The following is a 26,069-nucleotide window of genomic DNA, read 5'->3' on the forward strand; positions in this document are numbered from 1 at the left end:
AGGAAGTCCCGCGCGATGTCCTCCGCGACCCGCTCCAGAATGCGCCCCGCATCCGCGATGCACTTCGCCACGTCCGGCTCGACGGCCGTCAGCGGGTACGCCCGCCGGATCCCGGCCCGCCCCAGCGCCTCCGCCGGCAGCGCCAGCCGCCCGCACACCGCGACGACCTCCTTGCCCGCGGCCCGCGCCGCCGCGGCCACGCCCGCCGGCGCCTTCCCGTGCAGCGTCTGCTCGTCCAGCGAGCCCTCCCCGGTGATCACCAGGTCCGCCCGCTCCAGCGCCGGCGCGAAGCCGAGCACGTCCAGCATCACCTCGATGCCGGGCCGGAACCGCGCGCCCAGCAGCATCGCGCCGAACCCGATGCCGCCCGCGGCACCGGCGCCCGGCGAGGCGGCGTACTCGGCGGCCCGCGCGCCCACGGTCTCCTCCAGCACCTTCGCGAAGTGCGCGAGGGCCGCGTCCAGGGCCTCCACGTCGTCCGGGGAGGCACCCTTCTGCGGGCCGTAGACCGCCGGGGCCCCCTTCGGTCCGGTCAGCGGGTTGTCGACGTCGCTGGCGAGCACCAGCTCGATGCCGGCGAGCCGCGGGTCGAGGCCCGACAGGTCGGCCGAGGCCAGGTCGGCGAGGCCGCCCCCGCCCGGTGCGACCGGCTCCCCGTCCCGGCCCACGAACCGCGCGCCCAGCGCGGACAGCATCCCGGCGCCGCCGTCCGTGGTCGCGCTGCCGCCGACCCCGAACACGATCGTCCGCGCACCCGCATCCAGCGCGGCCCGCAGCAGCTCACCGGAGCCGTACGTGGACGCGGTCAGCGGGGCGAGGACGCCGGCCGGCAGCCGCTGCAGGCCACTGGCCTCGGCCATCTCCACGACCGCGGTGCCCTCGCGCAGCGCGAACGAGGCCGTCACCTCGTCGCCGAGGGGCCCGGCGACCCGTACCTCCCGGCGCTCGAACCCGGCCGCGACCGCGGCGGCGACGGTGCCGTCCCCGCCGTCGGCCACGGGCAGCGCCTCGACGCCGAGGTCCGGGACGACACGGCGCAGCCCCGCCGTCACCCGCTCGGCGACCTCGACGGCCGTCAGCGACCCCTTGAACTTGTCCGCGGCCACGAGCACCCGGCGGGCCCCGTCCACTGCAGCGTCAGCCACCTTGCTCTCCCCTTGCTCTCCGAGCCTTGCGCATGTCAAGGCAGTCGCGCCGCTGCGACCTTAACCGGAGGACGGCCACGCCGTCATGCCCCTGCCCGCAGGGTGGAACGCCGGGGTCTCGTTACGCTTCCGGGATGACCACTGATGACTACGCCGCCTACATCGCCGGTCTCCCCCGCGTCCTCACCGCTGCCGCCTCGGTCTTCCGGGACGCCGAGGGAAGGGTGCTGCTCGTGGAGCCCAACTACCGCGAGGGGTGGGCTCTGCCCGGCGGCACGATCGAGTCCGACGACGGGGAGACCCCGCGGCAGGGCGCGTGGCGGGAGACCGTCGAGGAGATCGGGCTCGACGTCCGGCCCGGCCGGCTGCTGACGGTGGACTGGGCGCCCGGGACGGGACGGCCGCCGATCGTGGCGTACCTGTACGACGGCGGGGTCCTGTCCGAGGACGACCTCAAGGCGATCCGGTTGCAGGAGGAGGAGCTGCTGTCCTGGCGGCTGGTGCCGCGCGAGGAACTGGGCGACCACCTGTCCGGCGCGTTGCTCGGCCGGGTCCTGGTCGCGCTGGACGTGCTGGCGGAGGGCTCGGGCACGGCCGAGCTGGAGAACGGTGTCCGGGTGGACCGATAACCGTTCGCCGCACACACCGGCGTCCTACCCTCGACCGCATGACCCGCAAGCCCCTCGTGGCCATCCTGAGCGGCGCCGGCGTGTCGACCGACTCCGGCATCCCCGACTACCGCGGGCCGAACGGCCTGTGGCGGCGCGATCCGGAGGCCGAGAAGCTCGTCACCTACACGTACTACATGAGCGATCCGGAGATCCGGCGCCGGTCCTGGCGGATGCGGCGCGACAACCGGACGCTGCGGGCCGAACCGAACGCCGCGCACCGTGCGGTGGCCGAGCTGGAGCGGTCCGGGGTGCCGGTCCGGGTGATCACGCAGAACGTGGACGGCCTGCACCAGCTCGCCGGGCTCCCCGCCCGCAAGGTGCTCGAACTGCACGGCACCGCGCGGAGCTATGTGTGCACCGGCTGCCGTGCCCGGGGGCCGATGGAGGACGCGCTCGCCCGCGTCGAAGCCGGTGAGGACGATCCGCCGTGCCTGGAGTGCGGCGGCATCCTGAAGTCGGCGACCGTGATGTTCGGGGAGCAGCTCGACCCGGTGGTCCTCGGCGAGGCCGTCGCGATCAGCAAGGCGTGCCAGGTGTTCGTCGCCGTCGGCACCAGCCTCCAGGTCCACCCCGCCGCCGGGCTGGCCGGGGTCGCCGCCGACCACGGCGCCCGCCTGGTCGTCGTCAACGCGGAGCCGACGCCGTACGACGACCTGGCGGACGAGGTCGTCCGCGAACCCATCGGCACCGCCCTGCCCGCGCTGCTGCGCGGGCTGGGCTGAGCCGCCCCGGGGAGCGGAGGCCTGGGAGACCGTTCCTGGAAGGAGTCCTGCGGAGGGCGGGCCGCACAGTGACGCCGCCCCCGCGTGGCTCTCCGCGGCGGCTCAGAACAGCGCCGACCCCGCCGCACCCCGCTCGAAGTCCAGCAGGCGCTGCTTGCGCTCCAGGCCGCCGCCGTAGCCGGTGAGGCTGCCGCTCGCGCCGATGACGCGGTGGCAGGGGACGATGATGCCGATCGGGTTGCGGCCGTTGGCGAGGCCGACGGCGCGCGAGGCGGCCGGGTTGCCGAGGGCGTCGGCGAGTTCGCCGTAGGTGCGGGTCTCGCCGTACGGGATGCGGCGCAGCTGGTCCCAGACCGTGCGTTGGAAGGGGGTGCCGTTCAGGCACAGGTCGAGGGTGAACTCCTTCAGGTCGCCGTCGAAGTATGCCCTCAGTTGCTCCTCCGCCTGCGCGAACGGCCCGTCGTCGGCCGCGCCGAAGCTCTCCTCCGGCGGGCGGTGGCGCTGGTCGGTCATGTAGAGGCCGCACAGGACGCCGTCCTCGGCGACGAGGGTGAGCGCGCCGTACGGGCTGTCGATCACGGTGTGCTGTTTCACGGTTCCCACGGGGTTTTCCTCACACGGGCAGGAAGTTGATCGGGTGGCTGTCGGTCGCCCAGAGGTACTGGACCGCGTACGCCCGCCAGGGCCGCCAGGTGGCCGCGCGGGCGGTGAGCGCCGCCGGTGTCGAAGGCAGGCCCAGTTCCGCGGCGGCCCGGCGGATGCCGAGGTCGGTGGGGAGGAAGGCGTCGGGGTCGCCGAGGGCGCGCATCGCGACGACGTCGGCGGTCCAGGGGCCGAAGCCGGGGAGGGCGAGGAGCCGGGCACGGGTCTCGGCCCAGTCGCACTCGACGCCGAGGTTGAGCGAGCCGTCGGCCAGGTGGGACACCAGGGTCGTCAGGGTGGTGCGGCGGGTGCGGGGCATCGCCAGGGTCTGCGGGTCCACCTCCGCCAGCGCCGTCGCCTGCGGGAAGAGGTGGGTCAGACCGGCCTCGGGGTCGTCGACCGGGTCGCCGTGTGCCGTGACCAGGCGGGCGGCGTGGGTGCGGGCGGCGGCGGTGGAGACCTGCTGGCCGAGCACGGCCCGTACGGCGAACTCCGCCTCGTCGACCGTGCGCGGGACGCGTCGGCCGGGTGCCTTGTCGACCAGCGGCGCGAGCAGCGGGTCGGCGCGCAGCTGGTCGTCGATCGCCGTCGGGTCGGCGTCCAGGTCGAGCAGGCGGCGGCAGCGGCTGATGGCGACGGTCAGGTCGCGCAGGTCGCTGAGGGTGAGGCGGCAGGCGATGTGGTCGGGGTTCGGGGTGAGGGCCACGATGCCGTGACCGTACGGGAGGCGCAGGGTGCGCCGGTACGCGCCGTCCCTCCACTCCTCCACGCCGGGTACGGCGGTGGCGGCGAGGTGGCCGAAGAGGTTGTCGGGGTTGAGGGGGGCGCGGAACGGGAGGCGCAGGGACAGGGCGCCCGGGGTGGTGCCGGTGCCCCGGCCCTTCGGGGTGCGGGCGCGCAGCTCGCTCGGGGAGAGCGCGAAGACCTCGCGGACCGTGTCGTTGAAGGTGCGGATGGAGGCGAAGCCGGCCGCGAAGGCGATGTCCGCCATCGGCAGCGGGGTCGTCTCGATGAGCAGGCGGGCGGTCTGGGCGCGCTGCGCGCGGGCGAGTGCGAGCGGGCCCGCGCCCAGCTCGGCGAGCAGCTGGCGTTCGACCTGCCGGGTGCTGTAGCCGAGGCGGGCGGCGAGGCCGGGCACGCCCGCGCGGTCCACGACGCCGTCGGCGATCAGCCGCATGGCGCGGGCCGTGAGGTCGGCGCGCCGGTTCCACTCCGGCGAGCCGGGGCTGGTGTCGGGGCGGCAGCGTTTGCACGCCCGGAACCCGGCCTGCTGGCAGGCCGCGGCGCTCGGGTGGAAGGTCATGTTCTCGGGCTTGGGCGGCACCACCGGACAGCTGGGCCGGCAGTAGATCCCGGTGGTCAGGACGGCCGTGAAGAACCAGCCGTCGAACCGCGCGTCCTTCGACCGGACGGCGCGCACGCAGCGCTCGGTGTCGGTGTGCATCCCCATGTGCATGCGTCCAGGATGACCCGCCGGCCGGGTGAGGGCTGGCGGGAATCCGACATCGACGTCACGCTTCCTGGGGCGGTCCGGATCGCCAGGCGGACTCGCGCAGCAGCCGCAGGCCGTTGAGGCCGACCAGTACGGTCGAGCCCTCGTGGCCGGCGACGCCGAGGGGCAGCGGGAGATGCCCGATCAGGTCCCACAGGACGAGCGCGGTGATGAACGTACCCGCGACGACCAGGTTCTGCAGCACCAGCCGGCGTGCGCGCCGGGACAGGCGTACGACGGCGGGTACGGCCACCAGTTCGTCGCGCACCACGACCGCGTCGGCCGTCTCCAGGGCCAGGTCGGAGCCGGCCCGGCCCATGGCGACGCCGGCGTGTGCGGCGGCGAGCGCGGGCGCGTCGTTGACGCCGTCGCCGACGAAGAGCACCTTGCGGCCGGCCCGCTCCCTGTCCCGTACGGCCTCGACCTTGTCCTCGGGCAGCAGGTCCGCGCGGACGTCGGTGATGCCGGTCGCGGCGGCCACCCTGGCGGCGGCGGACGCGTTGTCGCCGGTGAGCAGGGTGGGGGCGGTGCCGGTGAGGGCGGTGAGCGCGGCGGTCGCCGGGGCGGCGTCCGCGCGGAGGCGGTCGGTGAGGGCGAGGGTGCCGACGGGGGTGCCGTCGCGGGTGACCTGGACGGTGGTCTCGGCGCCCTCGGGCGTCTCCGCGCGGCCGACGTGCACCTTGCGGCCCCCGACCACGGCCGTCACCCCGCGGCCGGGGGTCGCCGTGAAGTCCTCCGCGGGTGCGATGTGCAGGCCGCGCGTGCGGGCGGCGGACACGATGGCGCGGGCCAGGGGGTGCTCACTGGGGTGCTCGGCCGCGGCGGCGAGCGCGAGGAGGGCGTCGGCGTCGAGGCCGGAGGCGGGCAGCGGGCGTACGGCGGTCACCTCGGGGGTGCCCTCGGTCAGGGTGCCGGTCTTGTCGAGGGCGGCGGCGTCGATCTCGCCGAGGCGTTCCATCGCGACCGCCGACTTCACCAGGACGCCGTGCCGGCCGGCGTTGGCGATGGCGGAGAGCAGTGGCGGCATCGTCGCGAGGACGACCGCGCAGGGCGAGGCGACGATCATGAACGTCATGGCGCGCAGCAGGGCGTCCGTGAGGTCGGCGCCGAAGGCCAGGGGGATGCCGAAGACCGCGAGGGTGGCGGCCACCACGCCGACCGAGTAGCGCTGCTCGATCTTCTCGATGAAGAGCTGCGTCGGCGCCTTGGTGCGGGACGCCTCCTCGACCAGGGTGACGATCCGGGCGATCACCGAGTCGGCCGGGTCGCGTGCGACGCGGACGCGCAGGGCACCGGTGCCGTTGAGGGTGCCGGCGAAGACGTCGTCGCCGGGGCGCTTGAGGACGGGGACGGACTCGCCGGTGATGGTGGCCTGGTCGACCTCGCCGGCGCCGTCGACGACCGTGCCGTCGGCACCGATCCGCTCCCCCGGCCGGACCAGGAGCACGTCGCCGACGGCGAGGTCGGCGGTCGGGACGGTCTCCTCGCGGTTCTCGGTCACCCGGGTCGCGGTGGTGGGCGCGAGGTCGAGCAGGCCGCGTACGGAGTCGGCGGTGCGGGCGGTGGCCAGGGCCTCCAGGGCACCGGAGGTGGCGAAGATGACGATGAGCAGGGCGCCGTCGAGGACCTGCCCGATGGACGCCGCGCCCAGTGCCGCGACGATCATCAGCAGGTCGACGTCCAGGGTCTTCTCGCGCAGCGCCCGCAGGCCCTCCAGCGCCGGCTCCCAGCCGCCGGCGGCGTAGGCGACGGCGTACAGCGGGCCGTACGCCCAGGCGGGGGCGCCGCCGAGGTCGAGGGGCAGCGCGAGCAGGAACGCGACGAGAGAGGCGAGCGCCCAGCGGGCCTCGGGCAGGGCGAGGACGCGGGTGCGGCGGCGGGGCGCCGGAAGGGTGGGCGCCGCCGCGGGGACGGAAGCGAGGGTGGTGGACACGGGGCACACCATACAGGAACACATGAAGACTCATTCATTCTTTCATCCGTTCATGCGTCCGGGTGGGATGCGTAAGATGACCGCATGGGTCACGGAGCCGCCATCACCGCGCAGGACGCCGCCGCGCGCGTGCGCCTGGACGCGGACAACGTCGCCAAGGTCGCCACCACGCTCCAGGCCCTGTCCACCCCGTCCCGGCTGCTGATCCTCGCGCGGCTGCGCGAAGGACCTCTTCCCGCCACCGAGTTGGCGGCGGAGGTCGGCATGGAGCAGTCGGCCTGCTCCCACCAGCTGCGGCTGCTGCGCAACCTGGGCCTGGTGGTCGGCGAGCGCCGGGGCCGCTCGGTGGTGTACGCCCTGCACGACCATCACGTCGCCGAGCTGCTCGACCAGGCCGTGTACCACGTGGAGCACCTGCGGCTGGGGATCAGCGACGCGACGGCATGACCCGCCGCCGCACACGCGGCGACGGGTCGGGGGCGGAGGGTCCGGGCGGTACTAGTCGGTCGCCGTGGGCCGCCGCGAGGCCGACATCGCGTCACGGACGTCGGTGAGCGGGCGCAGCCGGTAGGTGTAGGAGTAGTCCCGGTCGGCGAAGAGCTTGAACTCGTCGTGGGTGTGCGCGCCCCAGCTGTTGTCGCCGCCGACGCCCATCTGGCGGTGGTTCAGCCGCAGGACGACCTCGTCCCTCGGCGTCAGCTGGTAGTCGTGCCGCACGCCGACCGACAGGTCCTCCGGCATGAAGTGGGAGGCGTTGGCCTCCAGCAGGGGTTCACCGGAGGCGAGCAGGCCCACGCCGTGCCGGTCGGTGAGGGCGATCCAGCGGACGTCCGTCTTGTTGCCGTTCTCCTGCGGGCGGATGTAGGGGGTCCACTGCTCGGCGACGGTCCCGGAGTAGAGGCCGACGTCGGTTCCGGTGTTGCGGTCCCAGTGGTTCTCCTCGGGGCCGCGGCCGTAGTAGTGCAGGCGGTCCAGGCGGCCGGGCAGGAACAGCATCGTGCCGACCTCGGGGATGTAGGGCAGGTTCGCCGCGCCCGGGTGCAGGCTGTTGTCGACCTTGATCTCGCCGTTGCCGAACACCGTGTAGGTGGTGGTGTACGTCGACTCGACCCTGGTGGGCAGCGTGCCGGTCACCTTGATCTCGACGGCCCGGTCGCCCATGGGGCGCACGGCGACGTCCGTGACCTCGCGGCGGGCGCCGGCGTCGCGCCAGGTCTGGTTGCGGGTGTGCTGGCCGTTGCCCTTGTCGTTGTCGGTGGGTGCCCGCCAGAAGTTGGGCACGGGTCCGGACGTGATCAGCCGGGTGCCGTTCGCCTCGTAGGAGGTGATGGTGCCGGTGCCTTTGTCGACCGTCACCGAGAACCCGCTGCCGGTGACCCTGACGTCCTCGTCGCGGTCGTCGTGGCGCAGGGCCGGGACGCTGTCCAGGCGTACGGGCGTCACGTCGGGGCTGCCGGCCTCGACGGGGAGCTGCTGCCGGGCCACCTCGAAGCCCGCCTTGGCCCACGGCGTGGACTCCTTGGTGGTGAAGGACAGTTCCAGGAAGTACTCCGTGCCCGGTTCCGGGTCGCCCGGCAGCCGGACGGGGACGGTGATGTCCTTGCCGGCCAGTGGCGCCACGTCCAGCTGGTCCCGGGTCAGCTTTCCGCGCTGTACGACCTTGCCGTCGGCGACCAGCTCCCACCGGCCGTCGAACTCGCGGAGGTCGGTGAAGAGGAACTCGTTGGTGAGGGTGACGGAACCGGGGCCGCCGCCGGAGCCGCGGGCCGCGTTGATCGCCTGGTAGACGCGCTTCACCTCGGCGGCCTTGCCGGTGTGTCCGCGGTCGGCGGTGACGATGCCGTCCGCGACGAAGGCGCCGTCGTTGGGGTTGTCGCCCCAGTCGCCGCCGTAGGCGAGGAACGTCCTGTCCTTGGGCCGTTTCGTCGAGGTCTTCACGGTCGCGGCGTCGAACCAGAACCGCACGCCGTCGTCACCGGGGCCGCGGCCGTCCGAGGCCAGTTCGGCGGCTTTGAGGGCGCGGGCGTAGACGCGGGCGCGGCGAATGGTGCCGCTGAACTCCCGGGTCTGGGCGTCGGCGTCCGTGGCGAGCGCGAGGGGCGCGGTGTTGCTGCTGGGCCGCCGGGTGGTGGTGCGGGTCGCCCTCGCCGCGCCGTCGACGTACAGGGTCAGCGTCCCGGCGTCCGCGTCGAAGACCCCCGCGACGTGGTGCTCCCGGCCGGTCCAGTCGTCGGGCACGGCCCAGCTCGCGGTGATCCACTGGCCGTCGGAGTGGATGAAGAACTCCAGTTTCCGGTCGGTCTGCTTCAGCGCGTACTGGGTGTCGCCCTTGGCGAGGATGGGCTGGTGGTAGCCCGTCACGTGCGGGGTGATCCAGGCCTCCAGGGTCAGGGAGCCCGTGAGGTCGAGGCTGTCGTCGCGCTCGAAGACCGTGATGCCGGACAGGCCCTTGTCGCGGTCGAGGGTGCCGCGGGTGGCGAGGATCTCGCCGCGCAGCCCGGCCGGCCCCGACTCGGTCAGCAGGGTGCGGGCGGGGACGGGCGTGTACAGGGACTGGTCGACGAAGTCCCAGATCCAGCCGCCCTGGAGCACGTCGTGGCGACGCACGACGTCCCAGTACTTCTTGAAGTTGCCGGTGGAGTTCCCCATCGAGTGGGCGTACTCGATCATGACGTACGGCCGGGTGTCGGAGGTGTCCTTCGCGCGCTGCTCGACGCGCTGCGGGCTGTCGTACATCTCCGAGCGGATGTCGCTGATCCCGGGGCGGTCGTCTCCCTCGTACTGGATGACGCGGGTGGGGTCGTAGGAGCGGATCCAGTCGTGCATGGCGGTGAAGGTGCTGCCGCCGCCGGCCTCGTTGCCGAGCGACCAGATGACGACCGAGGCGTGGTTCTTGTCGCGGTGGACCATGTTCTGGGCGCGGGCCACACAGGCCTCGGTCCAGTCGGGGTGGTCGCCGGGGTACTCGTCGCGGATGCCGTGGGTCTCGAGGTTGGTCTCGTCGACGAGGTAGAGGCCGTACTCGTCGGCGAGTTCGTACCACAGGGGGTTGTTCGGGTAGTGCGAGGTGCGGACGCTGTTCATGTTCATCCGCTTGATGATCCTGATGTCCTCGGCCATGTCCTCGCGGGTGAGCGCGGTGCCCCGGGAGGGGTGCATCTCGTGGCGGTTGGTGCCGCGGAAGGAGACCGGTCTGCCGTTGATCCGCATCAGGCCGTCCTTGAGCGCGAACTCGCGGAAGCCCACCCGGTGGGACAGGGTCTCGATCACCTTGCCCGCCGGGTCCCGCAGGCGCAGCACGGCGGTGTAGAGGTCCGGGTGCTCGGCCGACCACAGCCTGGGCCTCGGCACCGCCTTCGCGGCCCGTACGGTGACGTCCTGGCCGGCGCCGGCCGTGCCGACGTCGGCGGCCTGCTCCAGTGGCCGGGCCCAGACGGCGTGGCCGCGGGCGTCGTAGAGCTGGGTCTCGACGGTGTGGCGTCCGGTGCCGCCGTCACCGTACGCCCGCACGCTCGCGGTGACCGCGAGTTCGGCGGCGGTGTACGTGTCGTTCAGCGGGGTGTCCAGCTTGAAGTCGCGCAGGTGGACGGCCGGGGTGGAGTAGAGGTGGACCGAGCGGAAGATGCCGCTCAGCCGGATCATGTCCTGGTCCTCCAGCCAGTCGCCGTCGGAGTAGCGGTACACCTCCACCGCGATCTGGTTGGTGCCCGGCTCGAGGTGGTCGGTGATGTCGTACTCGGACGGGGTGTAGGAGTCCTCGTCGTAGCCGACGAGTTCGCCGTTGATCCACACGTAATGGGCGGACTTGACGCCCTCGAAGTGGAGGAACGTCCGCCGGCCCGACCAGTCGCGCGGGACGGTGAAGGTGCGCCGGTACTGCCCCACCGGGTTGTAGCGGGTCGGCGCGGCGGGCGGCTGCGGGGCCTCGCCGAGGCCGTTGGGGCCCCCGTAGGGGTAGGTGATGTTCAGGTAGATCGGGAAGTCGTGGCCGTGCGTCTGCCACACCGACGGGACCGGGATGGTGTCCCAGTCGCCGTCGTCCACGTCGGTGCGGTGGAAGTCGGCGTCCCGGTCCTCGGGGCGGTCGGCGTACGCGAACTTCCAGGTGCCGTCCAGGCTCAGCCGGTAGGGCGACCGGGTGCGGTCGCCGGCGAGGGCCGCTCTCACGTCCGCGTACGGCATGAGCGTGGTGTGCGGCGGCTCGGTGCCGAGCCGGAAGACCCCGAAGTCGTTCCACTCCGGGGGCTCGTCGGCAGCCGCCCGCCGGCCGGCCGCGTGCGCGGCGACGGGGGAAGAGGAGAGGGCGAGGGCGCCGAGGACGGCGGCCCCGCCCTCCAGGAGGCGGCGGCGGCTGACGAGCGGGCGGGGCGGGCGGGCCGGGGATTCGGCGGGTGACACGGGCGAGTGCGGCATGACCGTGGCCTTCCATGGGCTTCGGGGGCGGCTCAACGCACGGTGCTGTGAGGGCAGTTGCCATGGAGACGGTTCACAACTGCCGGTGACGCGGCGACTACTGGGTCAGGGCCACACTAGGACTCGAACACAACCGAAGCAATTACCCCGTCGGACTTTGTTGGTTCCTGGTGAACATGGCCGCCTTCGGGACGGACGGTCATGTGAACGGGGCCTTTGAGGCACCCAGGACTGCCCCAAAGGCTCCTGACGGGGACACGATCACCCAGTAACGTCCCCTTGTGAACCTGTGGACTTCCGTCGAGCCCGCGTCCGCGACCGTGGACCCCGGCAGCAGTACCCGCGTACGGCTGAGGGTGCGCAACACCGGCGACGTGGTGGACGAGTACCGGTTCGAGCCGGTCGGGGACGTGGCTCCCTGGACGACGGTCGAACCGCAGACCCTGCGCCTGTATCCCGGCACCACCGGCACCGTGGAGCTGACCTTCGCGCCGCCGCGTACGCCGGACGCGACGGCGGGACCGAACCCGTACGCGGTGCGGATCACGCCGACGGAGCATCCGGACGCGGTGACGGTTCCGGAGGGGAACCTCACGATCACCCCGTTCACCGAGGTGCGGGCGGAGTTGGTGCCCCCGACGGTGAAGGGGCGGTTCAGGGGGCGGCCCAGGCTGGCCGTGGACAACCTCGGCAACACGAAGGTGACGGCGTCGATCGCGGGCAACGACACCGGTGACCACCTGTCGTACGAGATCCGCCCGTCGAACGTGCAGATCGAGCCTGGGCGTGCGGCGTTCGTGGAGACGACGCTCAAACCGAAGCAGGTCATCTGGTTCGGCGCGAAGGAGGAGCGGCCGTACAAGCTGGTGGTGCGGCGTTCCGGGGTCGATCCGACCGACGTCGACGGCACCTATGTGCAGCGCGGGTTCCTGCCGCGCTGGCTGGCGACGTTCCTGGGGATCGCGGTGGCGCTGACCCTCGCGTTCGTCATGATCTGGATCGCCTACAAGCCGCAGGTCCGTACCAGCGCCACCGAACAGGTCCAACAGGCGGGCAGCGCGCTTGCGCCCAGTCCCGGCGTCACCCCGGAGGTCCTTCCCAGCACCGCCGGGTCGGCCCCCGCCCAGGCGCTCCCGGAGCAGCCGCCGGTCACGCGGGAACCGGAGGGCGACGGCGGCGCGGAGGCGCCGGCTCCCGAGAAGCCCGGGAAGCCCCAGCAGCCCGAGAAGGAGACGTCGGGCGGGGGCGGCGAGGAGAAGCCGGACGTCGAGGCGCCGGAGACCGTCGCCCCCGGCACGACCATCTACGGTCACGCGTCGAACCGCTGCATCGAGGTGGCGGGCCACAAGTGGAGGGACGGTGCGCCACTGCAGATCGCGGACTGCAACGGCAAGAACTGGCAGAAGTGGGACTTCCGTCCCGACGGCACGATCCGGTCGTTGGGCCTGTGCATGGACGCGACCTGGGGCGGCACGGCCAACGGAACGGTGGTCCAGGTGGCGGTGTGCAGCGGCAACCCGGCACAGCAGTTCATCCTGGCCGGCCCCCGGGACCTGGTCAACGTGCAGGCCAACAAGTGCGTGGACGTCGTCAACGAGAACACGGGCAACGGCGCCAGGCTCCAGCTCTGGGAGTGCAACGGCCAGGACAACCAGAAGTGGAGCACGCGCTGACGTGCCCGGGGGACGGGGTCGGCGCTCCGTCCCTCAGGCCACGGAGGCCCACTCGACGGTGCGGTCGCACCAGCGGTCGAGGAGGACGCGGTCGTGGCCGACGGCCAGCAACCCCGCGCCGGTCTCGGCACGGTAGTCCTCCACCACCCGGACCAGGGCGGCGGTCGTCGAGGCGTCCAGCATCGCCGTCATCTCGTCGCACACCAGCCAGCGCGGGCGCAGGACGAGGGCGCGGGCGAGGCAGGCGCGCTGCAACTGGCCGTCGCTGACCTCGTGCGGGCGCCTGGTCAGCAGGTCGTCGGTCAGCCCGACGGTGGCGGCCAGTTCGGCGACCCGGTCGGCGACGTCCGTGCGCCGGCCGGTGGCGCGCAGCGGTTCGGCGATCAGGTCGGCGAGCGACAGCCGGGGGTCCGCGGACAGGCGGGCCTGCTGGAAGACGACGCCGAAGGCGGTGCGCTGCTCACGGGGGGCGCGGTGGCGCCAGCGTCGTACGGGGGTGCCGTCGAGTACCAGGGCGCCGGCGTCGGGCCGGTGCAGCAGGGCCGCGACGCGGGCGAGGGTGGACTTGCCGCAGCCGCTCGGCCCGAGCAGCCCGACGGCCTCACCCGGCGCGACGGACAGGGAGACGTCCCGGAACACGGGCGCGTGCGCGGCGTAGCCGGCGGTGACGGTGCGCAGTTCAAGCACGGTCGGCGGCCTCCGTGGGCGTGGCGTGCGGGTGGTGACAGGCGACGGTGCCGGCCAGTGGGGGCAGTACGGCGCAGGCGTCGCTCGCCCGGTCGCAGCGCGCGGCGAAGGCGCAGCCGTCGGGGAGGGCACCGAGTTCGGGCGGCAGGCCGGGGATGGGGGTGAAGGCGCGGTCGGGCAGGGCCTCGAGGAGGCCCCTGCTGTAGGGGTGGCGGGGGCCGGGGGTGCCGAAGAAGTCCGCGGCGTCGGCGAGTTCGACGATCCGGCCCGCGTACATCACGGCGATCCGGTCGGCGACGCGCTCGGCGGCGGCCAGGTCGTGGGTGATCATCAGCAGGGCGCGGCTCTCCCCGTCCGCCGTGTTGTCGACGTGTCGGCGCAACTCGTCGACGGTGTGTTCCACCAGGTGCCGGTCGAGCCCGGTGGTCGGCTCGTCGGCGAGCAGCAGCGGGGCGTCGCCGACGAGGGCGAGGGCGGTGGCGGCACGCTGGGCGAGGCCGCCGGAGAGTTCGTGCGGGTGGTGGTCGAGGTGGTCCACGGGGAACGCGGCGCGCTCGGCGGCGGCCTCCGCGGCCTCGCGCAGGGCCGCGCGGCCGCGGACCCCGGCGAGTTGCGCGACCGTCTCCTCGAGCTGGGATCGGATGGTGCGGACCGGGGTGAGGTGGGCGGCGGGGCTCTGCGGGACGAGGCCGATCAGCCGGCCCCGTACGGTGCGGGCGAAGGTCCGCTCGTCGGCGGCGAGCAGGTCCAGGTCGCCGAGGAGCGCGCCGCCCGCGGTCTGCGCGTTGCCGGGCAGCAGCCCGAGCAGGGCGGAGGCGAGGACGGACTTGCCGCAGCCGCTCTCGCCGATCAGGGCGAGGCATTCGCCGGCCGCCACGTCGAAGTGGGCGTCGGTGACGGCGGCGACGCCCCGCCCGCCCGGCATGCGGAAACGCACCGACAGACCACGCACCGACAGCACGGGGGCTCGCTCGGTCACAGCATCAGCTCCGATCGGCGGCGGGGGTTGATCCGCTCCCGCCAGGCACCCGCGAGTCCGGCGACGGCGAGGGTGGGCACGATGATGAACAGGCCGGGGAAGAGGGTCGGCCACCACTGCCCGGCGAGCAGGGACCCCCGCGCTTCCTGGATCAGGTTGCCGAGGCTCGCCGTGTGGGTGGGCAGCCCCAGCCCGAGGAAGGACAGCGCCGACTCGTGCCACATGGCGTGCGGCACCATCAGTACGGCGGCCAGCGCGGCCTGGGGCAGCACGCCCGGCAGCAGATGCCGTACGGCCACCCGCCACCGGGACGCGCCGCCCAGGACGGCCGCGTCGACGTAGGGACGCGAGCGCAACGACAGCACCTCGGCGCGGACGATGCGGGCGGTCGACAGCCAGTGGGTGAGCGCGACGGAGACCACCACCGGCCAGACGCCCGGACGGAACATGGCGACGACGAAGATGCCCAGCAGCAGGTGGGGCACGGAGGCGATGGTGTCGACGGCCCGCATCACGACGCGGTCGACCCGGCCGCCCAGCGCCCCGGCGGTGGCACCGACGGCGGTGCCGACGACCGTCGCCGTCAGCGCCGCCGCCACGCCCACGAGCAGGGAGACGCGCAGGCCGTACACGCAGCGCAGCAGCAGGTCCCGGCCGACGTCGTCGGTGCCGAACGGGTGCTCGCGGCTGGGCGCTCGCAGCTTGGCGGCGAGGTCGACGGCCTGCTGGTCGAGCTGCACGAGCGGAGGTACGAGCAGCACGGCGAGGACCGTCACGGTCAGCAGCACGGCGGAGGTGCGCAGGCGCAGGGTGCGGGTGGAGCGGCGGTCGCCGCCGTGCGAGCGCCAGGCCGGACCGGGTCGCTCCGGGGACCGCGTCTTCTCGGTGGCGGTCTCAGCCATGGACATCACATCTCACTGTGCTTCACCCTCGGGTCGAACAGTCCGTAGAGGAGGTCGGCGAGCAGGTTGCCGACGAGTACGGCGGCGGTGGCGAGGGTGGTCAGGGCGGCCAGCAGCGGGAAGTCGACGGCGGTGGCCGCCTCGACGGTGGCAGCGGCGATGCCGGGCCAGCTGAAGACGCTCTCCACCAGCAGGGCTCCGGTGATGAGTTCCGGCACGCGGGAGCCGATCAGGGTGAGCACCGGCAGCAGCCCCGAGCGCAGGGCGTGCCCGAACAGGACGGTGCCCTCGCCGATGCCGCGGGCCCGCGCGCCGCGCACCGGGTCCTCCGCGAGGGCGTCGCCGACGCCTTGGCGCACGTAGAGGATGAACCAGGGCAGCTGGGAGACCGCGAGGACACCGGCGGGCAGCAGGATGTGACGCGCGAGCTGCCCCGGGGTGACCTGTTCGCTGGCGGTGTCGGTCAGGCCGCCCGCCGGCAGGAGGTCCCACTGGAGGGCGAACAGCCACACGGCGAGCAGCGCGATCCAGAAGACCGGCGCGGCCTCCAGGGTGTACGCGAGCGAGGTGACCGCCCGGTCGAGCATCGATCCCGGACGGCGGGCGGCCAGCACACCGAGGAGCGTGCCGGCCGTGACGGCGACGGCGAAGGCGACGGCGCACAGCAGCGCGGACCAGACGAGGCGCTCACCGATCACCTGGGTCACCGGCTGGCGCAGCACGCCGGAGTGGCCGAGGTCGCCGGTGAGCGCGGAGGTCAGCCAGTTCCACCAGCGGACGACGAAGGACTGGTCCACACCGAGGTTGTCCCGCAGCCGGTCCAGGGTCTCCTGGTCGGCGCCGAGCGCGGCGGTGCCGGCGTACGCCTTGACGGGGTCGAAGGGGGAGGCGGCGGCGATGGCGAAGACGCCGAACGTGACGACGAGGACGGCGGGGACGGCGAACAGCGCCCGCCGTCCGGCCAGCCGTGCCATCGCTCCCCAGGGCAGCCGCCGGGGGGAACGGGACCGGGTCATCGCTTCGGCTGCCAGTCCTCGATGTTCCACCAGGGACCGCTGGCGAATCCGTGCTCGTGCGGCTCCAGTTGCGTGGTCAGCCCGTCCCAGCGGTCGGCGAGGACGTAGAGGTGGTCGATGTGGGTGAGGAAGGTGTAGCCGGGGTTGTCGACCAGGGCCTGCTGGATCTCGTCGTAGGCGGCCGCGCGCCTCTTCGGGTCCTGGCTGCGGCGTCCGGTGTCGAGCGCCTCGTCCACCACGGGGTTGGCGTAGTGGGCCATGTTGTTGAAGCCGTCGCCGGCGAGCGAGGAGTGCAGCAGGGTGTAGAGGCCGAAGTCGGGGTCGCCGACGCTGCCGAGGCCCGCGAGGACCGCGTCGCGCCCCATGCGCGGCTCGATGACCTCCCAGGTGGCGCCCTCCACCTTCACCTCGATGCCGGCCTTCTTGGCGTCGGAGGCGTAGGCGAGCGCGTGGTCCTGGCGGACCTTGTCGCCGGAGGGGTAGTACAGCGTGAAGGAGGCCCGCTGTCCGTCCTTGGCACGGACGCCGCCGGCGCCGGGCTTCCAGCCCGCCTCGTCCAGGATCCGCCCGGCCCCGGCGAGGTCGTGCGGGCGCTCGACGGCGCGCCGGTACCAGGGGTCGTCGACCGGCAGTGGCCCGTACGCCGGGCGGCCGGCGCCGTCGAGGATCTTGTCGACCATGGCCTGGCGGTCGACGGCGGCGTCCAGGGCCCGCCGGATCGCGCGGTCGCCGGTGACCTTGCCCGCGGTGGGCAGGGTGACGGCCCGGAAGTCGTAGGACCTGGCCTCGTAGGTGCGACGGCCCTCGTCCTTCGCGAAGGTGGCGGCGAGGTTGGGCGGCAGGACGGCGCCGTCGAGGTCGCCGGAGCGCAGCCGGGTGGCGCGTACGTTGTCGTCGGCGATGACCGCCATGGTGAACGACTTCACCGTGGGCCTGCCGCCCCAGTAGTGCGGGTTGGCCTTGAAGGTGAGTTTCTCTCCCTTGCTCCAGTTCGTGAGGACGTACGGACCGGTGCCGACGGGCCTGGTGTTGAAGTCGCCGGTGTTGGGGTCCTGCCCGCCCGCGACGTGCTCGGGGACGATGGGCAGCACCGTGCGGGCGGCGAAGGCCGCGTAGGGGTACTTGAGCCTGAAGACGACGGTGTCGTCGCCGTCGGCGCGGACGTCCTCGATGGCGTCGAGTTCACTGCGGGCGGTGTTGTTGGTCTTCGCGTCGAGGACGGTCCGGTACGTGTAGACCACGTCCTGGGCCGTCAGTGGCTCGCCGTCGCTGAACTTCACGCCGTCGCGCAGGGTGTACGTGTACGTCCGTCCGTCGGCGGCGACCTCGGGCAGCGCGGTGGCGAGCGCGGGTTTCAGCCTCAGGTCGGTGTCGCGGGCGAGCAGTCCGTCGAAGATCTTGGAGTTGCCGTCCTTGCCGTAGCCGAGCAGCGGGCTGAGGGTGTCCGGCTCGGAACCCACCCCGATCACGACGGACTCGGCCGCCTTGGCGCCCCCGCCCGTTCCGCCGTCCCCGGGGGCGGAGCAGGCGCCGACGCCGACGACAAACGCCGCCGCCGCGGCGGCACTTCGTATCCGACGGCATGCCGCCCGACGGGTTGCCATGTCTCCCCCACGCTTGTTGTCGATGCGGAGTTATTGCACATCAGTTGCAATTGAAACGTCAAGGCCAGGTGGCCGGAGGAAGACGGCCTTCGGCTGCGTCGACGCGTCGAACGGCAGGGCGCGCCGGCGCTAGACTCCGAGTCATTCATGCTCATGCCACGGGCAGTGACGCACGGCGGGGGGACGAGTACGTGTCGGCGAGCGGGGCGGATATTCAGCCGCTGGAAGAGGACGACCCGGAACGGCTGGGGAACTTTCCCCTGATCGGTCGGCTGGGTGCGGGCGGCATGGGGCGCGTCTACCTCGGGCGCTCACTCGGGGACGGCTCGCTGGTGGCCGTCAAGACCCTCTTGGCGGAGGGTGAGATCAGCCCCACCGACCGCAGGCGCTTCGCCCGCGAGGTGAAGGTGGCCCGACGCGTCCAGGGGTTGCGCACCGCACGGGTCCTGGGAGCGGACGCCGAGGCGGAACGGCCGTGGATGGCCACCGAGTACGTCCCCGCTCCCTCTCTGGCGGAACTGGTGCACCGCGCCGGGCCGTTGAACGGAGCCGCGGCACGATGGGTGACGCGCGGGGCCCTGGAGGCGGTGGCGGAGTTGCACGGCAGCGGCATCGTGCACCGGGACGTGAAGCCGCAGAACCTGCTGCTGCCCCTCGGCGGCCCCCGGTTGATCGACTTCGGGATCTCGCACGCGGCGGATCTGACGCGCACCCAACTCACCCTGGGTACGGTGGCGTTCACCTCGCCCGAGCAGGCGCGGGGCGAGCCGTCCACCGCCGCGTCCGACATCTACTCGCTCGGCGCCACCCTGTTCCACCTCGCCGTCGGCCGAGCCCCGTATCCGCCCGACATCGAGATGCTGCCGCTGCTGACGTACGTCGCTGAGGCACAGGTCGATCTGACGGGACTGCCCGACGATCTCAGCTCGGTGGTCCGGGAGTGCCTGGCCCTGGACCCGGGCGCCCGGCCGCAGGTCACGGAACTGCTGGAGCGTTTCACCTTCGACCTGGCCGAGATGCCGACGGCACCGGAAGCCGGCGGCTGGCTGCCCGCGCCCTGGACGCGGATCATCGAAGGTCACGCACGTCAGGGCCGCGAACTGGCCGCCGATCCCCGCGCCGCCCTGTGGGTGGGCGACGACAAGGACACCGTGCGCCTGGCCGACGGCGGCCACACCATGGCCACCCGGCCGCTTCCCGCCCCGGCCCCGGCCCCGGCCCCGACCGCCGTACTCCCGGACGAGGACGCTCCCTGGGCCGCCACCACCGGCCCGGGTGACCCGACCGACGAAGAGTCCCCGGAGGAGGGCGACGCCCCCACGAAGCGACGCCCCGGTGCGGGCGAACGCTTCTTCGTGCGCTCGGTGCAGGGCGTGATGGCCACCGTGCTGCTGGCGATCATCGGTGTGTTGGGGTACGCCTACCTCAAGTACGGGCAGGACGATCAGTCGGACAAGAGTGGTGGCGCCTTCGACGCGATCGGCGTGGGCGCCTGCGTGCCCCTCGACCTCGACCCCGGTGGACGGTGGCTGCCCGGCACACCGACGCAGACCAACTGCACCATGCGGGACGCGCGCTGGCGTGTGGCCGCCATGGACCGGGACGGGCTCGTGGACCGCTGCGGCGGCCCGTACGGCGCGGTGACCTGGATGCGGACCAGCTCGTCGGGCACGGCAAGTCTCTGCCTCGAACGGGTCTTCCACCAGGGAGAGTGCGTACTGGGTGCCGAGCCCCTCGCCGAAGGCGTCGTCGAGGTGACGCCGCTGGTCAATGACCCCGTCTTCGCCACCACGGTGAACTGCTCGGACTCCGCACCGGCCGGGCGAGGGGTGCTGCGCGTCGTCGCGTACGGCCCCTCCGACGCGGGCTGCCCGGCGCAGACGCCCGTGCACTACAAGTTTCCGGAGCGGGGGCGGCTGCTGTGCCTGGCACCGGCGTGAACCTGGGCCCGCTGCACCGGTCCGACCCCGCCTTCCTCGGTCCGTACCGGCTCCTCGGGCGCCTCGCGGCGGGCGGCATGGGCCGGGTCTACCTCGCGGCCCGGCCCGACGGCGGTGGGCTCGCCGCGGTCAAGACGCTGCTCGCGGAGGGCACGGTGACCGAGGCGGACCGGGTGCGCTTCGCCCGCGAGGTCACGGTGGCGCAGCGGGTGGCCGCGGCGCACACCGCCCGCGTCCTCGACGCGGATCCCCACGCCGCCCGGCCGTGGCTGGCCACGGAGTACGTCGCGGCCCCCTCACTGGGCGAACTCGTCGCGCGCCGCGGACCCGCCGACCCCGCGGCCGTCACCCGGATCGCCCGTGACTGCGCCACGGCCCTGGACGCCCTGCACGCCGCGGGAGTGGTGCACCGCGACCTGAAGCCGCAGAACATCCTGCTGTCGTCCGACGGAGTGCGGCTCATCGACTTCGGCATCTCGCACGCCACCGACCTCACCCGCACCAAGGTGACGCTCGGAACCATCGCCTACATCGCGCCCGAACAGGCCCGAGGGGAGCCGGCCACACCGGCGGGCGACATGTACGCCCTCGGCGTCACCCTCTGCACCCTGGCCACGGGCAGGCCCCCGTACGCGGAGATCGGCGACCCCGTGCGCCTGCTGGCGCTGGTCTCACGCGGAAAGGTCGACCTGGACGGCGTCCCCGACTCCCTGCTCCCGGTCGTACGGGCGTGTCTGGAACTCGATCCGGCACATCGTCCGGGCCCCGCCGATCTGCGCGCCCTCGCCGAGGAACGCGCGGCCGTCCCCTGGCCGCCCGGCCCGGACACGTCCCACCTCCCGGACGGCTGGGCCGCGCTCGTCTCCGACTACTGGTACCAGGGTCGGGACCTCGAGCGGCAGGTCCGCGCGGAGGCCCGGCCGACCACGGACCCCACGCCCGCACGCCGCGTCGCCGGGTTGACCCCGCGGGGCTGGAAGGCCGCGGGCACCTTCGTCTCCAGCCTCGGGGCGCTGATCCTCGTCGGCCTCGGAGGGCTGCTGGTGATCATCACCATCGTCGCCGTCGTGATCGCGGTCGTCGCCGGATAGCTCCCGGTCGAGGGTTCCGGCCGGTCGAGGCGGCCGGTCGGCCGGTCGGGGGTTCCGGTCGGCCGGTCGGGGGTCCCGGTCGGTCGGGGTCAGTCGAGGTGCCGGGCGAACGCCTCGTAGGCCCGGTCGTCGAAGAGGACGAACCGCACTTCTTCGACCGCCGTCGGCGTGTTCCGTACCGTCTCCACCGCGATCCGGGCCGCGTCGTCCATCGGCCACCGGTACACGCCGGTGGAGATCGCCGGGAACGCGACCGTCCGGGCACTCAGCTCGTCGGCCACGCGAAGCGACTCGCGGTAGCAGGAGGCGAGGAGCGACGGATCACCACCCGACACGTGATACACGGGGCCCACCGTGTGGATCACCCAGCGCGCGTCCAGGTCGCCCGCGGTGGTGGCGACCGCCCGGCCGGTGGGGAGGCCCTTGCCGAGGTGGCCGGCGCGGAGTCTGCGGCACTCCGCCAGGATCGCCGGGCCGCCGCGCCGGTGGATGGCACCGTCCACGCCGCCTCCGCCGAGCAGGGAGGAGTTGGCCGCGTTGACGATGGCGTCGGCGCTCTCGCGCGTGATGTCGCCGAGGGAGAGCGTGATGGTGGTCATGTCTGCCTCAGCCTTCGCCAGACGGCCTTCGCCGCGTTGTGCCCCGACATGCCGTGCACTCCGGGACCGGGTGGGGTGGCCGACGAGCAGATGAAGACGGCCGGGTGCGGGGTGGCGTACGGGAACAGGGACAGCTTGGGCCGCAGCAGGAGCTGGAGGCCGGAGACCGCACCGGAGGCGATGTCGCCGCCGACGTAGTTGGCGTTGCGGGCGGCGAGCTCGGGCGGACCGGCGGTGGCGCGGGCGAGGACGCGGTCGCGGAAGCCGGGGGCGAAGCGCTCCAGTTGGCGTTCTATGGCGTCGGTGAGATCGCCGGTCCAGCCGTTGGGGACGTGTCCGTACGCCCAGAAGACGTGCCGGCCGGCCGGGGCCCGGGTGGGGTCGGCGACGCTGGGCTGCACGGTGATGAGGAACGGCGCCTCGGGGGCGCGGCCCTCGCGGGAGGCCGCGTTCAGCGCGGCGCCGATCTCCGCGCTGTCGGCGCCGATCTGCACGGTGCCCGCGGTGCGGGGTTCTCGCGCGGTCCACGGGACCGGACCGTCCAGCGCGTAGTCGATCTTGAAGACACCGGGTCCGTAGCGGTAGTTGTCGTAGTGGCTGCCGAGGCCGGCGATGCGGGCCAGGGCCGTGGGCGAGGTGTCGAAGACGTAGGCGCGCGCGGGCGGCAGGTCGTCGAGGCGTTTGACCTCGTAGTCGGTGTGGACGGTGCCGCCGAGGTCCTTCAGGTACGCGGTGAGGGCGTCCGAGATGGCCTGGGAGCCGCCGCGGGCCACGGGCCAGCCGCGGGCGTGCGCGGCGAGGGCGAAGACCAGGCCGATGGCCCCGGTGGCGAAGCCGCCGAGCGGTGCCATGACGTGCGCGACGAGGCCGGCGAAGAGGGTCTTGGCCTTCTCGTCGCGGAAGCGGCGCATCAGCCAGGTCGACGGGGGCAGGCCCACCAGTCCGAAACGGGCGAGGGTCACCGGGTCGCGGGGCAGCGCGCTGAGCGGCAGGGACATGAAGTCACGGGCCAGGGTGTCCCACCGGGGAAGGAAGCGCTCGACCAGCCTGCGGTACGTGCCCGCGTCGCGCGGCCCGAACGAGGCGGCCGTCTCGCCGACCGACCGGGCCAGCACGGCGGCCGAGCCGTCGGGGAAGGGGTGCGCCATGGGCAGCCCGGCGTGCAGCCACTGAAGTCCGTACCGCTCCAGGGGAAGGGCGCGGAACGCGGGTGAGTTGATCGCGAGCGGGTGCGCGGCGGAGCACGGATCGTGCCGGAAGCCCGGCAGGGTCAGCTCCTCCGTGCGCGCCCCGCCTCCGACGGTCTCCCGGGCCTCGAACACGGCGACCGAGAAGCCGCGGCGGGCCAGCTCCACGGCGGCGGTCAGTCCGTTCGGCCCCGCCCCCACCACGACCGCATCGAGCATCGACGGCACAGTCGGACCCCTTCGTCAGCCGGTGGCCACTGGGCTTCAGGATATGCCCGGGGTCCGACAGCCCGCGGTCGCGGGGCCCGGTCGCACGGGGCCGGTGGGCCCGGCTGCACGGGGCCGGTGGGGTATCAGGCTTCGCCCGACAGCAGTGCCACCACCCGGCGGGCCGTGGCCGCGTCGCGGGCCGCGGTGAACGGCAGGTCGTTGTCGCCCGTGATGCGGAAGGGCTCACCCGTACGGGTCAGGTGGGTACCGCCCGCCTCCTCGACCAGGAGGAGCCCCGCGGCGTGGTCCCAGGCGGCCTCCCAGGAGAAAGCCGTGGCGTCCGCCTCGCCGCGGGCGACGGCGAGGTACTCCAGGCCGGCCGAGCCGCAGGCGCGCGGTGCCACGCCGGGGGTGCGCAGGCAGAGCAGGGCGCGCTTCTGCTCGTCCGTCGTGTAGTCCGGGTGGGACGTGGCGACCCGCAGGTCGCGGCCGGGCTCGGGCGGGCCGGCGTACAGCCGCTCGCCGTCCAGGAAGGCGCCCCGGCCCCGTACCGCCGTGGCGAGTTGGTCACGGGCGGGGGCGTACGTCCAGGAGGCGTGCACGACTCCGTGCCGGGCGAGCGCGACCAGCGTGCAGAAACCCGGGTCGCCGTGCACGAACTGCCGCGTCCCGTCGACGGGATCGACGATCCAGACCGGCGCCTCGCCCCGTATCGCCTCGTACGACGGGGGGTTGGCGTGCACGGCCTCCTCGCCGACCACGACCGAGCCGGGCAGCAGGGCGACCAGGGCCTCGGTGAGGTACTGCTCGGCCTTGCGGTCGGCGTCGGTCACCAGGTCGTGCGGGCCTGACTTCTGGTCGACCTCGTGTGCCGCGAGCCGTCGCCAGCGCGGCATGATCTCCTGGGCGGCCGCCTTGCGGACGGCCTCCTCCACGTCGTCGGCGTGCCGGGCGAGAAACTCGTCGATGGTTTCGTTGTCCTCGATCATGAGTCCATGAGAGCACGCCCCCCTGACAATCCCCACCCGGGTGGTGTACTCCGGGTGGAACAGGCGTGAACACGAGGTTCTCGGGGTCGGCGGCCACGCGGCCCCGGGGTCAGCGGCCGACCGCGTACCCCTGCATGCCGCGCGGGTTGGCCGCCGCCGACAGTACGCCCGTCCCCGGGTCCCTCGCGACGGCGCACAGCCGCCCCTCCGACCACGCCCCGCCGACCGTCACGTCGTGTCCGCGGCGACGCAGCTCCTCGACCACCTCCCCCTGCATGCGGGACTCCACGGTGACGCTGCCGGCCCGCATGCCGCGCGGGAAGAAGGAACCGGGAAAGCTGTCATTGTGCCAGTTCGGGGCGTCGATCGCGCCCTGGAGGTCGAGGCCGCCGCGCACGCGCGCACGGAGCGCGACCGCCAGAAAGAAGTGCAGCTGCCACTGGTCCTGCTGGTCACCGCCGGGCGTGCCGAAGGCCATGACGGGCACGCCGTCGCGCAGGGCGATGGAGGGGGTGAGCGTGGTGCGCGGCCGACGCCCCGGGGTGAGCGAGTTCGGCAGGCCCTCCTCCAGCCAGGTCATCTGCAGCCGGTGCCGAGCGGGAAGCCCAGTTCGGGGACGACGGGGTTGGACTGGAGCCAGCCGCCGCTGGGCGTGGCCGAGACCATGTTGCCCCAGCGGTCCACGATGTCGAGGTGGCAGGTGTCGCCGCGGGTGCCGCCGTCGGCGGCGACCTCCGGTTCGCCCGGCACCGGCGACGTCGGGCCCTTGGCGACCGTCGGCTCGCCGATCCCGAGCGCGTCGAAGCCCTCTCCCTCCACGGCCGCCACGCGCGCGTGGGCGCTGAGCCGCGGAGTGCGCCCGCCCGGGCTCCCGGGCCGCACGTCGAAGGACGCCTTGTCGCCGACGAGCTCCCGCCGCGCCGCGTTGTACTCGGCCGAGAGCAGGTCGTCGAGCGGCACCCGGGCCGCGCCGTCCGCGTCCCCGTACCAGGCCTCCCGGTCGGCCATGGCGAGCTTGCAGCCCTCGACCAGCAGGTGGACGTAGTCGGCGGAGCCGTGGGCGGGCAGCTCGGGCGGGAGCAGCGCGAGCTGCTGGAGCAGGACGGGGCCCTGGCTCCACGGGCCCGCCTTGCACACGGTCCAGCCGTTCCAGTCGTAGGTCGCCGGAGCCTCGTAGGACGCGGACCAGCCGGCGAGGTCGGCGGCGGTCAGGGTGCCGGTGTGGTGCTCACCGCTGGTGTCCAGGGTGGGCCGGCCGGCCTGCCGGACCAGGGCCTCGGCGACGAATCCGGCGCGCCACACCTCCCGGGCCGCCTCTATCTCCGCCTCCCGGCCCCCCGCCCCGGCGACCTCGGCGAGCAGCCGCTGCCAGGTGGCGGCGAGGGCGGGGTTGCGGAAGAGCTCTCCGGGGCGGGGCGGGCGGCCGGCAGGCAGGTAGACCTCGGCCGAGGACGTCCACTCCGTCTCGAACAGCTCCCGCACGGTCTCGACGGTCTCCGTGACGCGCTCCACGGGCGCGTGCCCGTGCGCGGCGTAGCCGATGGCGTACTTCAGCACGTCGGCGAGGTGCTTGGTCCCGTGGTCGCGCAGCAGGAGCATCCAGGCGTCGAAGGCTCCGGGCACGGCGGCGGCGAGCGGCCCGGTGCCGGGGACGAGCTCCAGACCGAGACCCGTGTAGTGCGCGACCGTCGCCCCGGCCGGTGCCACCCCCTGCCCGCACAGCACCCGTACCTCGCCGCCCGCCGGCGCGAGCAGGATCGGCACCTCCCCGGCGGGCCCGTTGAGGTGCGGCTCCACGACGTGCAGCACGAAGGCTCCGGCCACGGCGGCGTCGTAGGCGTTGCCCCCGTCCTCCAGGACCGCCATGGCGGACTGCGAGGCGAGCCAGTGGGTGGAGGACACCATGCCGAAGGTGCCCTGGAGGGTGGGACGGGTGGTGAACATAGGGCCTCTCACCTCGCTGTTTACGTGTACCGGCCCGGACGACGACGGGCGCTCAGGACGGGTCCTGGGGAGAACCCGGGGAGTCTGTGCCAGGCGTCTCCGTCTCCCGCTCCCCCGGAAGGCTATCGATCACCCTGCCCCGCTCCGATCTGCGCATGCACGCCCCGTGCCGTCACCGCGTCCTCGTCGACATCCTCACGGGCGGGCTCCAGCGTCGCGGCTCGTGATGG

At 73.5% G+C, this 26,069-nt stretch carries 19 protein-coding genes and 1 pseudogene; 6 read left to right on the forward strand and 14 right to left on the reverse strand.

Annotation, left to right across the window (positions count from 1 at the left end; translation table 11 throughout):
- A partial coding sequence (locus RM812_RS32365) for a glycerate kinase (RefSeq protein WP_311580804.1) occupies window positions 1-1,130 on the reverse strand: 1,130 nt, incomplete at its 3' end.
- A gap of 149 nt (window positions 1,131-1,279) precedes the next feature.
- On the opposite strand from RM812_RS32365, the gene RM812_RS32370 reads away from it, so the two are divergent.
- Entirely contained in the window at window positions 1,280-1,774 is a 495-nt protein-coding gene (locus tag RM812_RS32370; protein ID WP_311580694.1) for an NUDIX hydrolase, read from the forward strand.
- 38 nt (window positions 1,775-1,812) lie between these two features.
- Window positions 1,813-2,538 (forward strand): SIR2 family NAD-dependent protein deacylase, encoded by a 726-nt coding sequence (locus RM812_RS32375; RefSeq protein ID WP_311580696.1) that lies wholly within the window; start codon window positions 1,813-1,815, stop codon window positions 2,536-2,538.
- 102 nt (window positions 2,539-2,640) lie between these two features.
- Here the strand turns inward: RM812_RS32375 and RM812_RS32380 are convergent, their stop codons facing one another.
- The 3 genes from RM812_RS32380 to RM812_RS32390 are packed head-to-tail and all read right to left on the reverse strand — an operon-like array spanning window position 2,641 to window position 6,617.
- Window positions 2,641-3,132, reverse strand: coding sequence for a methylated-DNA--[protein]-cysteine S-methyltransferase (locus tag RM812_RS32380; protein ID WP_311580807.1), 492 nt, complete (start codon window positions 3,130-3,132; stop codon window positions 2,641-2,643).
- 19 nt (window positions 3,133-3,151) lie between these two features.
- The gene (locus RM812_RS32385; protein ID WP_311580701.1) at window positions 3,152-4,636 is read right to left on the reverse strand and encodes an AlkA N-terminal domain-containing protein; all 1,485 of its coding nucleotides are present in this window, start codon (window positions 4,634-4,636) and stop codon (window positions 3,152-3,154) included.
- Between the two features lie 55 nt (window positions 4,637-4,691).
- Window positions 4,692-6,617, reverse strand: coding sequence for a heavy metal translocating P-type ATPase (locus RM812_RS32390; protein WP_311580810.1), 1,926 nt, complete (start codon window positions 6,615-6,617; stop codon window positions 4,692-4,694).
- 72 nt (window positions 6,618-6,689) lie between these two features.
- Here RM812_RS32390 and RM812_RS32395 point away from each other — a divergent pair, with 72 nt between their 5' ends.
- Window positions 6,690-7,052, forward strand: coding sequence for an ArsR/SmtB family transcription factor (locus RM812_RS32395; protein ID WP_311580703.1), 363 nt, complete (start codon window positions 6,690-6,692; stop codon window positions 7,050-7,052).
- A gap of 51 nt (window positions 7,053-7,103) precedes the next feature.
- On the opposite strand, the gene RM812_RS32400 is transcribed toward RM812_RS32395, so the two are convergent.
- Window positions 7,104-11,018: a glycoside hydrolase family 2 TIM barrel-domain containing protein gene (locus RM812_RS32400; RefSeq protein ID WP_311580706.1), complete on the reverse strand. Its 3,915-nt coding sequence runs from the start codon at window positions 11,016-11,018 to the stop codon at window positions 7,104-7,106.
- A gap of 281 nt (window positions 11,019-11,299) precedes the next feature.
- On the opposite strand from RM812_RS32400, the gene RM812_RS32405 reads away from it, so the two are divergent.
- A complete protein-coding gene (locus RM812_RS32405; RefSeq protein ID WP_311580709.1) occupies window positions 11,300-12,691 on the forward strand; it encodes a ricin-type beta-trefoil lectin domain protein in 1,392 nt (463 codons plus the stop codon).
- A gap of 33 nt (window positions 12,692-12,724) precedes the next feature.
- Here RM812_RS32405 and RM812_RS32410 read toward each other — a convergent pair whose 3' ends face one another.
- The 5 genes from RM812_RS32410 to RM812_RS32430 are packed head-to-tail and all read right to left on the reverse strand — an operon-like array spanning window position 12,725 to window position 17,879.
- Window positions 12,725-13,378: an ABC transporter ATP-binding protein gene (locus tag RM812_RS32410; RefSeq protein ID WP_311580712.1), complete on the reverse strand. Its 654-nt coding sequence runs from the start codon at window positions 13,376-13,378 to the stop codon at window positions 12,725-12,727.
- Window positions 13,371-14,357, reverse strand: a complete 987-nt coding sequence (locus RM812_RS32415; protein ID WP_311580715.1) for an ABC transporter ATP-binding protein — start codon at window positions 14,355-14,357, stop codon at window positions 13,371-13,373. The genes RM812_RS32410 and RM812_RS32415 overlap by 8 nt, the downstream gene beginning before the upstream one ends.
- Window positions 14,354-15,259 carry an ABC transporter permease gene (locus RM812_RS32420; RefSeq protein ID WP_311580717.1) on the reverse strand — a complete coding sequence of 302 codons (906 nt, stop codon included), beginning with the start codon at window positions 15,257-15,259 and terminating at the stop codon, window positions 14,354-14,356. The genes RM812_RS32415 and RM812_RS32420 overlap by 4 nt, the downstream gene beginning before the upstream one ends.
- Before the next feature lie 5 nt (window positions 15,260-15,264).
- On the reverse strand, window positions 15,265-16,233 hold the full coding sequence (locus RM812_RS32425) for an ABC transporter permease (protein WP_311580813.1): 969 nt from the start codon (window positions 16,231-16,233) through the stop codon (window positions 15,265-15,267).
- A 38-nt stretch (window positions 16,234-16,271) separates the two neighbouring features.
- Window positions 16,272-17,879 (reverse strand): ABC transporter substrate-binding protein, encoded by a 1,608-nt coding sequence (locus tag RM812_RS32430; RefSeq protein WP_311580721.1) that lies wholly within the window; start codon window positions 17,877-17,879, stop codon window positions 16,272-16,274.
- A 191-nt stretch (window positions 17,880-18,070) separates the two neighbouring features.
- On the opposite strand from RM812_RS32430, the gene RM812_RS32435 reads away from it, so the two are divergent.
- Entirely contained in the window at window positions 18,071-19,819 is a 1,749-nt protein-coding gene (locus RM812_RS32435) for a serine/threonine protein kinase (protein ID WP_311580724.1), read from the forward strand.
- Window positions 19,801-20,910, forward strand: coding sequence for a serine/threonine-protein kinase (locus RM812_RS32440; protein ID WP_311580727.1), 1,110 nt, complete (start codon window positions 19,801-19,803; stop codon window positions 20,908-20,910). Before RM812_RS32435 ends, RM812_RS32440 begins: the two co-directional genes overlap by 19 nt.
- Before the next feature lie 89 nt (window positions 20,911-20,999).
- Here RM812_RS32440 and RM812_RS32445 read toward each other — a convergent pair whose 3' ends face one another.
- The 4 genes and pseudogenes from RM812_RS32445 to RM812_RS32460 form a co-directional block, all read right to left on the reverse strand.
- Window positions 21,000-21,509, reverse strand: a complete 510-nt coding sequence (locus tag RM812_RS32445) for an O-acetyl-ADP-ribose deacetylase (RefSeq protein WP_311580729.1) — start codon at window positions 21,507-21,509, stop codon at window positions 21,000-21,002.
- A complete protein-coding gene (locus RM812_RS32450) occupies window positions 21,506-22,915 on the reverse strand; it encodes a phytoene desaturase family protein (RefSeq protein WP_311580733.1) in 1,410 nt (469 codons plus the stop codon). Before RM812_RS32450 ends, RM812_RS32445 begins: the two co-directional genes overlap by 4 nt.
- A 134-nt stretch (window positions 22,916-23,049) precedes the next feature.
- Entirely contained in the window at window positions 23,050-23,895 is an 846-nt protein-coding gene (locus tag RM812_RS32455; protein WP_311580736.1) for an inositol monophosphatase family protein, read from the reverse strand.
- 109 nt (window positions 23,896-24,004) lie between these two features.
- Window positions 24,005-25,839 (reverse strand): annotated as a pseudogene (locus RM812_RS32460) (gamma-glutamyltransferase family protein).
- Window positions 25,840-26,069: the final 230 nt, after the last annotated feature.

This window comes from Streptomyces lancefieldiae, from assembly GCF_031845825.1.
In the GTDB taxonomy this organism is placed as follows: Bacteria; Actinomycetota; Actinomycetes; order Streptomycetales; family Streptomycetaceae; genus Streptomyces; species Streptomyces lancefieldiae.